General features: G+C 70.0%; 14 protein-coding genes and 1 pseudogene. 2 read left to right on the forward strand and 13 right to left on the reverse strand.

All coding sequences use genetic code 11. The features are described from left to right. Nucleotides 1–936: pseudogene (locus STRTUCAR8_RS02800) on the reverse strand (NAD(P)H-quinone dehydrogenase); the annotation flags it as partial. A gap of 70 nt (nt 937–1,006) precedes the next feature. Beyond that, nucleotides 1,007–1,300 carry a lactococcin 972 family bacteriocin gene (locus STRTUCAR8_RS02805; RefSeq protein ID WP_006373891.1) on the reverse strand — a complete coding sequence of 98 codons (294 nt, stop codon included), beginning with the start codon at nt 1,298–1,300 and terminating at the stop codon, nt 1,007–1,009. A gap of 542 nt (nt 1,301–1,842) precedes the next feature. Between STRTUCAR8_RS02805 and STRTUCAR8_RS02810 the strand changes: the two genes are divergently transcribed. Then, nucleotides 1,843–3,240, forward strand: coding sequence for a glycosyltransferase family 39 protein (locus STRTUCAR8_RS02810; RefSeq protein WP_044471531.1), 1,398 nt, complete (start codon nt 1,843–1,845; stop codon nt 3,238–3,240). A gap of 266 nt (nt 3,241–3,506) precedes the next feature. On the opposite strand, the gene STRTUCAR8_RS02815 is transcribed toward STRTUCAR8_RS02810, so the two are convergent. Together STRTUCAR8_RS02815 and STRTUCAR8_RS02820 are read right to left on the reverse strand one after the other, a co-directional pair. Beyond that, complete coding sequence (locus STRTUCAR8_RS02815) at nt 3,507–4,505, reverse strand: inorganic phosphate transporter (protein WP_006373883.1); 999 nt, start codon at nt 4,503–4,505, stop codon at nt 3,507–3,509. A gap of 7 nt (nt 4,506–4,512) precedes the next feature. Further along, entirely contained in the window at nt 4,513–5,133 is a 621-nt protein-coding gene (locus STRTUCAR8_RS02820; RefSeq protein ID WP_006373895.1) for a DUF47 domain-containing protein, read from the reverse strand. Between the two features lie 214 nt (nt 5,134–5,347). On the opposite strand from STRTUCAR8_RS02820, the gene STRTUCAR8_RS02825 reads away from it, so the two are divergent. Further along, nucleotides 5,348–5,725, forward strand: coding sequence for a metal-sensitive transcriptional regulator (locus STRTUCAR8_RS02825; RefSeq protein WP_006373893.1), 378 nt, complete (start codon nt 5,348–5,350; stop codon nt 5,723–5,725). 54 nt (nt 5,726–5,779) lie between these two features. On the opposite strand, the gene STRTUCAR8_RS02830 is transcribed toward STRTUCAR8_RS02825, so the two are convergent. From STRTUCAR8_RS02830 to STRTUCAR8_RS02875, 9 genes are all read right to left on the reverse strand, one after another. Beyond that, nucleotides 5,780–5,968, reverse strand: coding sequence for a hypothetical protein (locus STRTUCAR8_RS02830; RefSeq protein WP_044471530.1), 189 nt, complete (start codon nt 5,966–5,968; stop codon nt 5,780–5,782). A 168-nt stretch (nt 5,969–6,136) separates the two neighbouring features. Next, complete coding sequence (locus STRTUCAR8_RS02835; RefSeq protein ID WP_006373896.1) at nt 6,137–7,003, reverse strand: SCO4651 family lipoprotein; 867 nt, start codon at nt 7,001–7,003, stop codon at nt 6,137–6,139. Between the two features lie 319 nt (nt 7,004–7,322). After that, complete coding sequence (locus STRTUCAR8_RS02845; RefSeq protein ID WP_006373885.1) at nt 7,323–7,781, reverse strand: NUDIX hydrolase; 459 nt, start codon at nt 7,779–7,781, stop codon at nt 7,323–7,325. Continuing rightward, the gene (locus STRTUCAR8_RS02850) at nt 7,778–8,872 is read right to left on the reverse strand and encodes a CHAD domain-containing protein (protein ID WP_006373887.1); all 1,095 of its coding nucleotides are present in this window, start codon (nt 8,870–8,872) and stop codon (nt 7,778–7,780) included. The genes STRTUCAR8_RS02845 and STRTUCAR8_RS02850 overlap by 4 nt, the downstream gene beginning before the upstream one ends. Then, nucleotides 8,853–11,222, reverse strand: a complete 2,370-nt coding sequence (locus STRTUCAR8_RS02855) for an RNA degradosome polyphosphate kinase (protein WP_086025711.1) — start codon at nt 11,220–11,222, stop codon at nt 8,853–8,855. The genes STRTUCAR8_RS02850 and STRTUCAR8_RS02855 overlap by 20 nt, the downstream gene beginning before the upstream one ends. Nucleotides 11,223–11,376: 154 nt before the next feature. Beyond that, complete coding sequence (locus STRTUCAR8_RS02860; RefSeq protein WP_006373888.1) at nt 11,377–12,369, reverse strand: ABC transporter permease subunit; 993 nt, start codon at nt 12,367–12,369, stop codon at nt 11,377–11,379. Then, nucleotides 12,366–13,364: an ABC-2 transporter permease gene (locus tag STRTUCAR8_RS02865; protein WP_006373892.1), complete on the reverse strand. Its 999-nt coding sequence runs from the start codon at nt 13,362–13,364 to the stop codon at nt 12,366–12,368. The genes STRTUCAR8_RS02860 and STRTUCAR8_RS02865 overlap by 4 nt, the downstream gene beginning before the upstream one ends. Beyond that, on the reverse strand, nt 13,361–14,251 hold the full coding sequence (locus STRTUCAR8_RS02870; protein ID WP_006373894.1) for an ABC transporter ATP-binding protein: 891 nt from the start codon (nt 14,249–14,251) through the stop codon (nt 13,361–13,363). Before STRTUCAR8_RS02870 ends, STRTUCAR8_RS02865 begins: the two co-directional genes overlap by 4 nt. Next, nucleotides 14,248–14,634: a GntR family transcriptional regulator gene (locus STRTUCAR8_RS02875; protein WP_006373886.1), complete on the reverse strand. Its 387-nt coding sequence runs from the start codon at nt 14,632–14,634 to the stop codon at nt 14,248–14,250. The genes STRTUCAR8_RS02870 and STRTUCAR8_RS02875 overlap by 4 nt, the downstream gene beginning before the upstream one ends. Nucleotides 14,635–14,689 lie beyond the last annotated feature (55 nt).

Genomic DNA, 14,689 nt, shown 5'->3' on the forward strand with positions numbered 1-14,689 from the left:
TCGCGATCTGCTCGACCGTCAGATGTGTCGACAGCGATCGAGATGGGTGGATGAGTCGGAGGCACGCGGCGACACGACGCACCCGCCCACCACAATCCCCGTGCCCGGCCGGCACATGAGCTTGACGAAGCCGTCGCGGATGCCCTGCATCTTCGCGCGCGGATTGCGCAGCAACGGCAGTTTGACGACGACGGCGTCGATCTTGCCGCCGTCGACATCGGCCTGGGTGTAGCCGACGGTGGCGATCTCGGGGTCGGTGAACACGTTCGACGAGACGGTCTTCAGGTTCAGCGGGGCCACCGCGTCGCCGAGGAAGTGGTACATGGCGATACGGCCCTGCATGGCGGCGACGGACGCGAGGGCGAAGACGCCGGTCACGTCACCGGCGGCGTACACACCGGGGGCGGTCGTCCTCGACACCTTGTCGGTCCAGATGTGCCCGGAGTCACGCAGCTTGACCCCGGCCTCCTCCAGCCCCATTCCGGCGCTGTTGGGAATCGCGCCGACGGCCATGAGGCAGTGCGAGCCGCTGATGACCCGCCCGTCGGAGAGGGTGACCTCGACCCGGTCGCCGACGCGCTTGGCGGACTCGGCGCGGGAGCGGGCCATGACGTTCATGCCGCGGCGCCGGAAGACCTCTTCGAGGACGGCGGCGGCGTCGGGGTCCTCGCCGGGCAGCACGCGGTCGCGCGACGACACGAGGGTCACCTTGGACCCGAGGGCCTGGTAGGCGCCCGCGAACTCGGCACCGGTGACACCGGAGCCGACCACGATGAGCTCCTCGGGCAGCTCGGTGAGGTCGTAGACCTGGGTCCAGTTGAGGATGCGCTCGCCGTCGGGCTGCGCGTCGGGCAGCTCACGCGGGTGTCCGCCGGTGGCGATCAGCACGGCGTCGGCGACGAGGGTCTCCTCGCTGCCGTCCACGGCCCGGACGAGCTGAGCTGAGCCAGGCACGCGAGAGCGGCGCCACTCGCGCGTGCCTGAACTCGATGTCCGACCTGGAGAATTAGCAGCTCGGGTCGTAGTAGTACTGAATCGTGCCGCCGTTCTTCGTCCCCGAAGCCAGGGACCAGCTTCCCGCGGACGTGCAGCCACTGGCGAAGAGCGTGGAGCCGAACTTCACCGACGAGGCGTGCCTGTTGGACGGGTGCTTGTAGTTCGACCACGCGGTGCTGGAGCCGGAGTCATAGCTCCACCTGCCACCGCCGACATCGACGGTAGTGGCAATCGCCGGCGTGGCCGCGGCGAAGATGAGGGCGACCGTGGCTACGGCTGCCTTAACCCCGTTTTTCTTGTTCATGATGTTTCCCCCTTTTGGCCATGATCTTGACTTGGACAGATCAGATCTTGACGCGGAGAGTAGTTGTCGCGCAACCACGAGATCATGTGACGTAAGTAACTGTGTGGTGCACGCAGCTTTGGGGGACGTCGCGTGGAAGTAGGCGAGCGGTCGGCGATATTCGCGAGAGAGGTCGGACAGGAATCGGCCACGAGGGTGGTGTAATTCGGCCAGGAAGGTCGGGGGTAATTCGGACGTGCGCGGTCATTTGGGTATGAGCGCGAATAAGGGCAGGACAAGTCGAGACCGGGATGGCATCCTTGATCGCGGCGGCTTTCGTTGAAGTCGCGCAGGGGGGCTGCGGTGCATACGTTTCGTGGTCGGTGAAGTGGCCTTCACTTATCTCTCACATTCGTCCTGTTCTACAGCCGCGCCGGAAGCTCTCTTGAATGTCAATTGATCGAAAGTTTCGTTCGCTGCCCCGTTATCAGAGGGCTGGAACAGAGTCCACCGAATTTCCGGTGGACGCACGACGCGGTCACGTCGTCGTCTGGCTCGTCCCGATGCTGTGGACTCTTGCCCTTGGTCTGTGGGGGCTGTCCCGCCAGGGGAGCGTGTGGCGTGACGAGGCGGCGACCTGGCAGGTGGCCGAACGCTCCACGGCTGAGATCTGGCGCATGCTGGGGAACATCGACGTCGTGCACGGCTGCTACTACCTGTTGATGCACGGCCTTTTCGAAATTTTCGGGCCCAGCACCACCACCCTGCGGCTGCCCTCGGTGCTGGCCATGGCCGTGGCGGCGGCCTGCGTGGCGGCCATCGGTCAACGGCTGGCCGACACGTGGGTGGGCCTGGCAGGTGGGACGGCGTTCGGGCTGCTTCCGGCCGTGCAGTTCTATCTTCAGGAGGGTCGGCCGTACGCCCTGGTCGCAGCCGGGGCGGGGATATCCACCCTGCTCCTTGTGAGCGTGCTCCAGGGACGTGTCCGGGCGGTGTACTGGGCTGCCTACGGCGGCACCGTCCTGATGTGCGCGCTGCTGAACTGGCTCTCCCTCATGATTCTGCCGGCGCACTTGGCGACCCTGCTCTGGACCCGGGCAGGGCGCGGAGTGTGGGCACGGTGGACGATCGCTGCCGGGATCGCCACGGCCTGCGCGCTGCCACTGATCCTTTTCAGTCGAGGCCAGTCCGCACAGCTGTCCTGGATCCCGCCCTTGACCTGGCACATGCTGATCGGTCCGGCGGTTCTGCTGCTGATCGGTGGCGTCGGCGCCCTGCTGGACCGGCCCCGGGTGGGCCGACTGTCGGTGGCAGCTGTCGGGCTGCCATTGCTGGCGGTGCCGCAGATCAGCCTCGTCGGCCTTTCGCTGATCCAGCCGCTGTTCCTGGACCGGTACGTTCTCTTCAGCCTGCTGGGGCTGGCACTGCTGATCGGTACGGTCGTCGGCTCGGCGGTACAGGCTGCCGCACCCCGGTTCCCGAGAGCGTCGAAGGGGATTCTCCCTGCGCTGATCGCCGTGGCGACGCTCGCACTGCTGCCGCAGTCACTGGCAAAGAGGTCTCCGGCAAGCCGGGTGGACGACGTCGTGGCGATAGCGTCGGACGTGCGGCGGATGAAGGAGACCGGGAATGCGGTGCTCTTCATCCCAGCGGCACGGCGGGACACCAAGTCCGTCTCCCCGGGCGCCTTTACCGGTCTGCGGGACATCGCTCTCCAGGAGGACCCGGTGAAGTCGGGGACACTTAAAGGTGTGGAGGCGAGTTCGGCTCACATACGGGCCGTGATACTCGCCCAGCAGCGGATCCTGCTGGTGACGGACGCGGCGCGGGTGGCCAGGCCGGTGACGGCCAAGCGCGACAAGACGAAGATCTCCGTGCTGACGAAGTACTTCACGGCTGTGGCCGATGAGCAGGTCCGTGGCCGCCGCCTGACGGTGTACGAGCGGCGGGCCGACAAGTAGACGTGCGTCAGCGGCCTACTCGACGTCCGTGCCGCGCACGGAAGCCGGGTGGGGTTCCCGGCAGCGCGGAGGTTCACTGAACGGATGCGGAAAGCGCCATCGGGTGAGTCGGGGAGGCGCTGTCGTCGTGGCAGGAAGGGGGCCGACCTGGCCGGTGGTCGGGCGGGAAACGCGTTGGCCCGAAATCCAACTGGTGAGCCCTGCCGAACAGGAACCCGGCCGGGGCCGAGCCTCCGCCGAACCTCGACCCGGACGGCCAACGCCCCCTACAGCACAGCCAGATCCACGAGCCAGAAGCTGACCCCCGCCACCAACGCCGCCGCCGGCATGGTGATGAACCAGCCCATGACGATGTTCTTGGCGATGCCCCAGCGCACCGCCTTCACGCGCTTCGTCGCGCCCACGCCCATGATCGCCGAGGTGATCACGTGGGTCGTGGAGACCGGGGCCTTGAAGAGGTACGCCGTGGCGAACATGATCGACGCGCCCGTGGTCTCCGCCGCGAAGCCCTGGGGCGGGTCCAGCTCGATGATCTTGCGACCCAGGGTGCGCATGATGCGCCAGCCGCCCGCGTACGTGCCCAGGGACAGCATCACCGCGCAGGCGATCTTGACCCAGACCGGGATCGGGTCGCCGTAGTCCTCGACGTCGGCGATGACCAGGGCCATCACCACGATGCCCATCGTCTTCTGGGCGTCCTGGAGGCCGTGGCCCAGGGCCATGCCCGCCGCCGACACCGTCTGGGCGATACGGAAGCCGCGCTTCGCCTTGTGCGGGTTGGCGCGCCGGAAGATCCACATGATCGCCGTCATCACCAGGTAGCCGGCCAGGAGGCCCACCACCGGGGAGACGAACATCGGGATGACGACCTTCTCCAGGACGCCGTCCCAGAAGACCTTCGTCCCGCCCGCCAGGGCCGCCCCCACCATGCCGCCGAACAGGGCGTGCGAGGAGGACGAGGGGAGGCCGAAGTACCAGGTGATCAGGTTCCAGGTGATCGCGCCGACCAGCGCGGCGAACAGGATCGCCATGCCGTGGGAGCCCTTGGGCGTCTCGATCAGGCCCTCACTGACCGTCTTCGCGACGCCGCTGCCGAGGAACGCGCCCGCCAGGTTCATCACCGCGGCCATCGCCAGCGCCGCACGGGGCGTGAGCGCACGGGTGGACACGGACGTGGCGATCGCGTTCGCCGAGTCGTGGAAGCCGTTCGTGTATGTGAATCCGAGCGCGACGCCAATGGTCACGATCAGTGCGAAGGTCTCCATGAAGGGGTCAGGACTCCTTGACGGCGATGGTCTCCACCGTGTTCGCCACGTGCTCGAAGGCGTCCGCCGCCTCCTCCAGCACGTCCACGATCTGCTTGAGCTTCAGCACCTCGATCGCGTCGTACTTGCCGTTGAACAGGTGGGCGAGAAGCTTCCGGTGGATCTGGTCCGCCTGGTTCTCCAGCCGGTTGACCTCGATCCAGTACTCCGTCAGGTTCTCCATCGTGCGGAGGTTCGGCATCGCCTCCGCCGTCAGCTCCGCCGCTCGCGCCAGAACCTCGATCTGCTGCTCGACGCCCTTGGGCAGCTCCTCCACGTTGTAGAGGACGACCAGGTCGACTGCCTCCTCCATGAAGTCCATGACGTCGTCGAGCAGTGAGGCGAGGTTGTAGATGTCCTCGCGGTCGAACGGCGTGATGAACGAGGAGTTCAGCTGGTGGAAGATCGCGTGTGTGGCGTCGTCGCCCGCGTGTTCCGCGGCCCGCATACGCTCTGCGATCTCGGCCCGGCCGGAGGCGTCCGCCCCGAGCAGTTCCATGAGGAGTCGCGAGCCCGTGACGATGTTGTCCGCTGACGCGGCGAACATGTCGTAGAAGCTCGTCTCCCTGGGGGTCAGACGAAATCGCACGTGAGGTCCTCGGAGTCCTTCGGATTTGGTCAGGCTGATGCTAGGCGCAACATCCGGCCACGGCTAACGGGTCGCCCCCCAGTGTCGCCCATCGGTCGGAGTGGGCTGCACAGTGGTCTATACCCGGCCCTATACCCAGGAAAGTTGGTTACCATATACCCGGCAGGGGTATAAGTGCGCTTTGCGCCCGATGATTGTCCAACGGGAGGACGCGATGACGACCACCGAGGCCGGCGCGGAGACGCCCGACGTGATGCCGGGCGAGGTGACGGATGTGGTGACGGACGTGGTGACCGACCACGACCGGGGTGTCCACGGCTATCACAAGCAGAAGGACGAGCATCTGAAGCGGCTGCGCCGGATCGAGGGGCAGATTCGCGGGCTCCAGCGGATGGTCGACGAGGACGTCTACTGCATCGACATACTCACCCAGGTCTCCGCCTCCACCAAGGCACTTCAGTCCTTCGCGCTCCAGCTCCTGGAGGAGCATCTGCGTCACTGCGTCGCGGACGCGGCCGTCAAGGGCGGTACCGAGATCGACGCGAAGGTGGAGGAGGCGACCAAGGCGATCGGTCGTCTGCTGCGTACCTGAGGTGCTTGCTTGAGGTGCGTGCTTGAGGCCGGGCCGTGCGACGAACGGCGTTTTTCAGCCACCCGTCGTGAGCTTGCGTCCCTCGCGTTCCTCCGTCACCCGCAGCACCTCGTCGATGCTCGCCAGGCTGAGGCGCTCCTCGTCGGCCGCCGAGGCCGCGATGATCAGGTCTCCGCACAGCTCGATCTCGGCGAGGGCCACGTGGTCCTGAACTGCCGTACCGCCGACCGGAGCCACGCGCATCACCTCTTCTCTGCCGTCACCGGCCCACTCACCGGCTCGCTGTCACCGCCTCCCAGAGTAGGGAGTGGTCTACACACCGCGCATGGCACGGACGGGCTAGTCCTTGCGTGACGCCGGACGCAGCCGGGGCGTACGGGGTTGCTCCTCCCGGCCTTCGCGCCCCGGACCTCACTGCTCGGCGATACGGCCCGCGTAGATGTCCGCCGGCCGCGGCAGCCGTACGTGCACGGGGGCGCCGAAGTCGTACAGCAGCGTCGTCGAGGCGACCGCGACCGTGTCCTCCTGCTGACCGTTGACGAAGCTGAACCGGTGCAGGAGCTTGCGGATGCGGCCCTCGTCGTCGAGGTAGGCATCGAAGGGGACCCTGGCCGTGGCGAACCCTTTCGCCGCCGCTTCCAGCGGGCCCCTGTTACCGGGTGAGGCGCTCCTCGCGGCGTCGGCGAGGTCGGCCGTGCCCCGGTAGTGCCGTACGTCGGTGCCGGCGACCTCGGTCCGGCCGACGTACGTCGCCTCGCGCGTCCCGCGCAGCACCTCGGCGGCGGCGAACGGGTCCGTGGCCCCGCCGGTCACCAGGTTGCCGTCGGACAGGGTCGCCGTGTCCACCCGTACCCACTTGTCGGCGGGCACGCCCGCACCCCGGTTCTTCATGAACAGGGCGCCAGGGGCGAGGAGTTCGGTGATCGGGCGGTGCGGGCTGACGCCCGCCGGGTCCTGGGGGAGCAGCACCCTCAGGCGGCCGAGCCGCTTGCCGTAGTCGTAGACGCCCTCGCCCCGGATGGTGACGCGGGTGCCGCCGGTGGCCATCTCCATGGACGTGGTGGTCCTGGACGTGCCCGCGTCGACCAGCCTCGCGGCGGCATCGTGCAGGACGCGGACCGCGTCGGTGGCCGGGGGCACGTCGTCGGTGATGGTCTCGCCGCCGCCCGTGCAGCCGGTGGCGCAGATCAGGAGACCTGTCGTCAGGAGGCCCGCCGTCAGAAGGGCCGTCGTCGTGGCGGCCGTCCCGCCGCCGCGCCAGTGCCGCCGCCGTTCCATCGCCGCCCACCCCCAAGCCGGGCCGTCGGTCCACGGCCGCGTCCTTCCGCTTAACGAGGGGTGGGGGAGGTTGTCACGCCGATGGCAGTGCTTTGCGCGGGGGTGGGTACCTTTGGGGGTGTGGCGCAGCTGGACCGAAGCGAACATTCGCAGTTCCCCGATGAGCACTCCGTTTCCATGATCGAGAACGGGCCCTTCTGCTTCGCCAGATGCGTCTGCGGGTGGCGCGGGCCGGCCCGCCGGGCCCGCAGTCTGGCCCGGACGGACGGCACGGGGCACGAGGACGGCGACAGTCCCCGGTGAGCGGTACCGGCCCCGTCTACCTCTGTCGCAGGGCCAGCAGCTCGTCGATGAGGTCCTTGTCGCGGAGCTGGGTGAGACGTTCGCGGGCCGCCGCCGGGGGCAGCCACAGGATGAGGTCGACCTCGTCGTTCGGGGCGAAGGCGCCGGACACCGCCTCCGCCGCCCAGTAACTCACCTGCTTGGGGCGGCCGTTGACCTCGTAGTGCGAGGCGGTGAGAGGAGCGCCGGGGGCGGCCTCGTAGCCGGTCTCCTCCTCGACCTCGCGCAGCGCCGCGGCGAGTGTCTCCTCGTCGCGCTTCAGCCGGCCCTTCGGGTGCGACCAGTCGTCGTACTTCGGCCGGTGGACGAGGCAGATCTCCAGGCCGTCGTCCACGGGGGAACGGCGCCACAGGACGCAGCCCGCGGCGAGTACGGGGCGTTCGTCCGGCAGTCGTTCGTCCGGGCCTTCTCCTGCGGGGGCCGTCTCGTACGTCACCTCGTGCTCACCGCCTTCTTCTCCCAGGACTGCTGGAACGCGAACCGTGCCGCTTCCACCTCGTGCCGCTGGTCGGCGTGGAGGACGCCGAGCGCGTACGCCGTCGCCGGGGCGATACGGGGGATGCGGGCCGCCGCCGCAGCCGCCGCGGCGGCCTCGGACGCGTCCCGGTGCCGGTTGAGTGCCGTGCCGGCCGTCAGCATCCGTACGTCGACCCGGGCTTGGTCACCCTCCAGGACCTCGTGCGCGTAGCGGCGCAGGCGCAGGAGGAGGCGTACGTGGTGCCAGGGGGCGTCCTGGGGGTGGGGGGCCGGGTCGAAGGACAGGCCGTGAACGAGGGCCTCGGCGTTGTAGGGGTGGCCGGCGGTGAGGAGGGGGAGGGCGGTGACGGCGTCGCACAGGCGTTCGTGGGCCGCGGCTGCGAGGGGGCGCAGGTCGGTGGGAGCGGAGGCGGCGGCGGGGGTGAGGGGGACTTCGCTGGCGAGGACCGCGACGTTGTCCGCCACCGCGTGGAAGCGGGAGGAACCCAGGGCCTGCAGGGCCGCCGAGTGGGCTCGCGTGCGGGCGAGGGTGAGCTGGCGTTCCAGCAGGGCACCCGCTTTCGCGGCGCCCAGGGTGAGGTTGGCGCGGTCCGGGGTGGGCGCGGCCGGGGCGGTTCGACCGCCCACAGCGGCGCTCGTCTGCGCCGGGATCGGCGTCGCCCCCGACAGGCGCTGCAGGGCCAGCAGCAGGCGTTCCAGGCGGGCCGCGTAGGCGTGCTCGCGGGCCAGGGTGCCGGAGAGCCAGGCCAGTTCGGGGTGCATCGCCTCCGCCCAGGTGGGGTCCAGGAGGGGGCGGAAGGTGTGGAGGGTGCCGGTGATGCGGCGGGCCGCGTGGCGCAGGGAACGGGCCGCGTCCACGGGCTCCTCGCCCAGGGACGCGGAGGAGCCCGTGCCCGACTCCCTGTGCAGGCGCAGGGCGCGGAGGAACTCCGTCGCCTGCGCCCGTAGGTAGTCCGTCAGGGCGTCGCAGCTCACGGGGCCGGAGGGCTCCGCGAGTCCGGCGGGTCCGGCCGTCGTGGGGTCGGTCGGGTCAAGTTGTCGCTGTGCCACGCCTGCGCCTCCGGGCGTCTATGAGCATCTCCTGGACGTTCCGCAGTGGTTGGCCCTCGGCGTCCGTCGCGTGCCGGGTCCACTCGCCGTCCGGGCCCAGGTGCCAGGACTGCGTGGTGTCGGACATGCCGGTTTCCAGCATCCGGCTGAGCGCGGCCCGGTGGGCCGGGTCCGTGACCCTGACGAGTGCCTCGATGCGGCGGTCGAGGTTGCGGTGCATCATGTCGGCGCTGCCGAACCACACCTCGGGCTCGCCGCCGTTGCCGAACGAGAAGACCCGGGAGTGTTCGAGGAAGCGGCCGAGGACGGAACGGACCCGGATGTTCTCGGAGAGGCCCGGGACCCCGGGGCGTACGGCGCAGATGCCGCGAACCCAGACGTCGCACGGGACGCCCGCCTGGGAGGCGCGGTACATCGCGTCGATGATCGCCTCGTCCACCATCGAGTTGACCTTGATACGGACGTACGCGGGACGTCCGGCACGGTGGTGCTGGACCTCCTTGTTTATCCGCGAGATCAGGCCGTCCCGCAGGGACTTGGGGGCCACCAGGAGGCGCCGGTAGGTCTCGCGGCGGGAGTAGCCGGACAGCCGGTTGAACAGGTCCGAGAGGTCCGCGCCGACCTGCTGGTCAGCCGTCAGGAGGCCCAGGTCCTCGTACAGGCGGGCCGTCTTGGGGTGGTAGTTGCCGGTGCCGACGTGGGAGTAGCGGCGCAGCGTGTCGCCCTCCTGGCGGACCACCAGGGACAGCTTGCAGTGGGTCTTCAGGCCGACGAGGCCGTACACGACGTGGCAGCCGGACTCCTCCAGCTTGCGCGCCCACTTGATGTTGGCCTGCTCGTCGAAGCGGGCCTTGATCTCGACGAGGACGAGGACCTGCTTGCCGGCCTCGGCGGCCTCGATGAGGGCGTCCACGATCGGGGAGTCACCGGAGGTCCGGTACAGGGTCTGCTTGATGGCGAGGACGTCGTCGTCACCGGCCGCCTGCTCCAGGAAGGCCTGGACGGAGGTGGAGAAGCTGTCGTACGGGTGGTGGAGGAGGACGTCCCGTTCGCGCAGGGCGGCGAAGATGTCCGGCGCGGACGACGACTCGACCTCGGCCAGGTCGCGGTGGGTGCCGGCGATGAACTTCGGGAACTTCAGCTCGGGGCGGTCGAGGGAGGAGATGCCGAAGAGGCCGGTGAGGTCGAGCGGACCCGGGAGCGGGTACACCTCGGCCTCGGTGATCTTCAACTCCCGTACCAGCAGGTCGAGTACGTACCGGTCGATGGATTCCTCGACCTCCAGACGCACCGGCGGCCCGAAGCGGCGCCGCATGAGTTCCTTCTCCAGGGCCTGGAGGAGGTTCTCGGCGTCGTCCTCCTCGACCTCCAGGTCCTCGTTGCGGGTGAGGCGGAAGGCGTGGTGCTCCAGGACCTCCATGCCGGGGAACAGCTCTTCGAGGTGCGCGGCGATGACGTCCTCGATGGGCACGTACCGGCTCGGGGAGGCCTCCAGGAAGCGCGACAGCAGCGGCGGCACCTTCACGCGCGCGAAGTGGCGGTGTCCGCTCACCGGGTTCCGCACGATCACCGCGAGGTTCAGGGAGAGACCCGAGATGTACGGGAAGGGGTGCGCCGGGTCGACGGCCAGCGGGGTGAGGACCGGGAAGATCTGGTGGCGGAAGAGGGTGAACAGGCGGGCCTGCTCCTTCTCCGTCAGCTCGCTCCAGCGGACCAGGTGCACGCCCTCCTCGGCGAGCGCCGGGGCGACGTCCTCCTGGTAGCAGGCGGCGTGCCGGGCCATCAGCTCGCGGGAGCGGGCCCAGATCATCTCCAGGACCTCGCGGGGCTGGAGGCCGGACGCGGAACGGGTGGCCACGCCGGTGGCTATCCGGCGCTTCAGGCCGGCGACCCGGACCATGAAGAACTCGTCCAGGTTGCTGGCGAAGATCGCGAGGAAATTAGCCCGTTCGAGGAGGGGCGTGTTGGGATCCTCGGCCAGTTCGAGTACTCGCTCGTTGAACGCGAGCCAGCTGCGCTCCCGGTCGAGGAAGCGGCCCTGCGGCAGCAGCTCGCCGTCGTAGGGGGCCTCCACGTACTCGTCGAGGTCGGCGTCGATGTCGGGTTCCAGGTCGGAGACCACGGCCGACACCGTGTGCGGGCGGTGGGACGTCAGAGAACCGACGGACGGCTGCGCGTGCTGTACCTGCGACTGGGCGTTTGGCTGGCTCATGACCCCATTGTTCCGCGCCCGGCCCTGGACCGGCGCGTCGGAACGCGCGGGCGGGAGCGCGGCGGGGGCGGACAGGTCCGCTCCGGTCCCGTTGGCGCCCCCTGGGGGCGGTGAAGGCTCAGGCACGGCGGGCGTCATTGGGTGAGCCTCGCAAGCCTGGCTGAATCAATGGTTACGGGGACATGACGTGCGGGATATCGGGGGGCGGCTCGCGGGGGTTCACAGGGCCCGCGTATGCCCCTTCTCCCCTGCGGAAGGGGCATACGCGGGCCGGGTCCCGGGTCCGGGGTCCTCAGGGGGTGCGGCGGCGCAGGAGCCAGAAGGCGGCGGCGGTCGCGGCGGCGACGAGGGCGAGGACGATGCCCGTCTCGACCAGCTGGAGGGGCCAGAAGTGGGCGGCGGAGTGGTAATCGCGGAAGTAGCCGACGACGTCACGGTCGGCACGGCACAGTTCGTCGGTGCAGTACGGGTCCGGTACGCGCGACCCGCTGGACGTGACGACTCCGTCGCGGACGACGATGCCGGACGCCTGCGGGTAGCCGGTCTTCCGGGTCACCGTCTCGGCCGGCCACAGGTGCGGGCGCAGGTCGCCGAGGACGCTGGTGAGGGTCAGCAGGGCCACGGCGGCGATCCCGAGGGCGGGCAGCGAACGCCGGACGAGCAGGCCCACCAGGGCGCCGACGGCCAGGCCGAGCAGGGCGTAGGCGGTGGCGAGGGGGCCGTTGGCGACGTAGGCCTGGCTCCAGTACCACTCCCAGGTGCCCAGCGACCCCCACACCTCGGCGTGCCTGTCCCACACCAGGCGGTGCAGCAGGGTGAGCAGGAGGGTGCCCGTGGTGATCAGTACGGCGGGCACGGTTAGCTTGGCGGCGAGCCAGCGGGCCGGGGACACGGACTGGGTCCAGGCCAGCCGGGCGGTGCCGTTCTCCAGCTCGCGGCTGATCAGGGCGGCGCCCGCCCAGGCGGCGGTGAGCAGGGGGACGAGATTGATCAGGCCGCTGCTGACGGACTCTGCGGTGGCGAGGAGGGTGCGCTCGGGCCCGGAGTCGTCGCAGGCCCGCCGCACGGTCCCGTCGTGGCAGCCGGCTCTGGTGAACTCGGCGAACGCCGACTCCAGCCCGGACGCGTACAGCCACAGCAGTGTCCCGCCGCCCAGGGCGACAAGGAGCAGCCAGAACCAGAGGGCCGAGCGGTGCAGCATCAGCACGGCCCCGGGCAGGCCGTGGACGCGCGGGCGGGTGCGCCGTGGCCCCGCGGGGGCCGCGAGGGCGGTGGTGGTGGTCATGCGGGGGCTCCCGTACGGCGCTTGAGCAGGACGAAGGCGATGAGGACGGCCGCCGCCGCGAGGGCGAGGACGATGCCGGTCTCCACGAGCTGGAGGGGCCAGAAGTGGGAGGCCGGGTGGTAGTCGCGGTATTCGCCGACGACGTCGTGGCGGGCCACGCACGAGGCCTCACCGCCGCACAGCACGTCGGGCAGACGCGCGCCCGTGGACGTGTAGGAGCCCTCGCCGACCGGCATCCGGGCGTCGGGCAACTCATCCGTGGACCTCTGGGTCTCGGCCGGCCACAGGTATGGGCGCACGGACAGGAGCCCCTGTACGACGATTCCGGTGCCGGCGAAGGAGACGCCGAGCCCGGGCATCGAGCGGCGCGTGACCATGCCCACCAGGACGCCGAAGGCCAGGCCGAACAGCGGGTGGACGGTGGCGAGGACGCCGTTGGCGTTGAAGACAGTGAAGTCGAACCAGTGCCAACTGTCCTGACGCAGTTCGGGGTTGGCCGTCCACACCACGCGGTACAGCAGGGTCAGCGGGAGCATCCCCGCGATGATCAGTACGGCGGGCAAGGTGACCTTGGCGGCGAGCCAGCGGGCCGGGGACACGGACTGGGTCCAGGCCAGCCGGGCCGTGCCGTTCTCCAGTTCGCGGCCGATGAGCGAGCCGCCCGCCCAGGCGGCGATCAGGACCGGGGCGACGGTGATCATGGCGCCGGCGAGGGCGACGCCCGTGTCCCAGCGGGATCCGGCGGGGCCCAGCATGTCGCAGCCGAGGTCGGGGGAGCCGCCGTCCCGGCAGCCCGAGCGCACCAGCTCGTCCATGGCCGCGTTCGCGCCCGGCCCGTACGTCCACAGGAGCAAGCCGGCGACCACGGCGACGTACAGCAGCCAGAACCAGAGTGCGGAGCGGTGCACGCGCAGCAGGGTCCAGGTGAGGCCGCTCGGACGGAGGGTGCGCCGTCGCGCGGATTGCGCGGGGTTCGCAAGCGCTTCGGCGGTCATGCGGCGGCCTCGGTCGGCTCGTCCGCGTCGAGGTGCAGGGAGGGTGCCTCGGGGGAGCGGAGGTGGGCGAGGACCAGTTCCTCCAGGGTGGGGGTGGCGCTTCGCCAGGTGCCGGCGAGGCGGCCCCCGGGGCGGATGAGGGCGGTGGTCTGGCGGCCCGTCGTACGGGACTCGACGACCGTGTGGCCGTGGAGGTCGGCGGCGGGGCCGGTGACCAGGGTGTGGGCGGCGAGCAGGTCGTCCAGCGGGCCGGCGAGGCGGACCTGGCCGGCGCCGAGGAGGAGGACGTGGTCGCAGGAGCCCTCCAGCTCGGCGACTACGTGCGAGGACATGACAACCGTGGTGCCGTTGTCGGCGGCGTCGGCCATCAGAGTGCCCATCAGCTCGTGCCGGGCGAGCGGGTCGAGGTCGGCCATCGGCTCGTCCAGGAGCAGCAGTTCGGGGCGCTTGCCGAGGGCGAGGGCGAGCGCGACCCGGGTGCGCTGGCCGCCGGAGAGGGTGCGGATCTTGGCGTCGGGGTCGAGGGCGCCGTCCGCGACGACGCGCTCGGCGACCGCCCGGTCCCAGCGCCGGGGGTTGAGTTCCCGGCCCAGGCGGAGGGTGTCCTCCACGGTGAGCTGGGGGTGCAGGGGCTTGTCCTGGGCGACGTACGCCATGCGCTCGCGCGCCGCCGCCGGGCTGGTGCCCAGGACGGTGAGCGTGCCCTCGGTGGGCCTGAGGAGACCGGCCGCATGGGCCAGCAGCGTGGACTTGCCGGCGCCGTTGGGTCCGACGACCGCGCAGACGCGCCCGGCCGGCAGCCGGAACGCGCACTCGCGCAGCGCCCAGCTCTTCCGCAGGCCGAACCGCTTGCCCAGTCCGGCCGCCTCCATGGCGGTGTCGCTCATCCCTGGTCCCCCTTGAAATGCGTGTCGAGTACGGATGTGAACAGCGCGGCCACGTCGTCCCGTTCGAGCCCGGCGTCGCGTGCCCGGCCGGCCCACTCGGCCAGTTCGGCGCCCAGGGGTGAGTCCGCCGGGGTTGCCCCCAGCGACTTGCGGACGAATGTGCCGAGGCCCCGCCGTGCCTCCACCAGACCCTCGCGCTCCAGCTCGCGGTAGGCCTTCAGGACGGTGTTCGGATTGATGGCGGTCGCCTCCACGACCTCACGGGCCGTGGGCAGCTTGTCGCCGGGTTCCAACAGGCCCAGACGCAGGGCCTGTTTGGTCTGCTGGACGATCTGCAGATAGGTGGCGACGCCGGTGCGTCTGTCGATGCGGTACTCGACCACTCGTACAACCACCCTTTCACTAATTGAGTAGTGAAAGGGTGAACCAAGAGAGGGG

It is taken from the genome of Streptomyces turgidiscabies Car8, assembly GCF_000331005.1.
GTDB classification, from domain to species: domain Bacteria; phylum Actinomycetota; class Actinomycetes; order Streptomycetales; family Streptomycetaceae; genus Streptomyces; species Streptomyces turgidiscabies.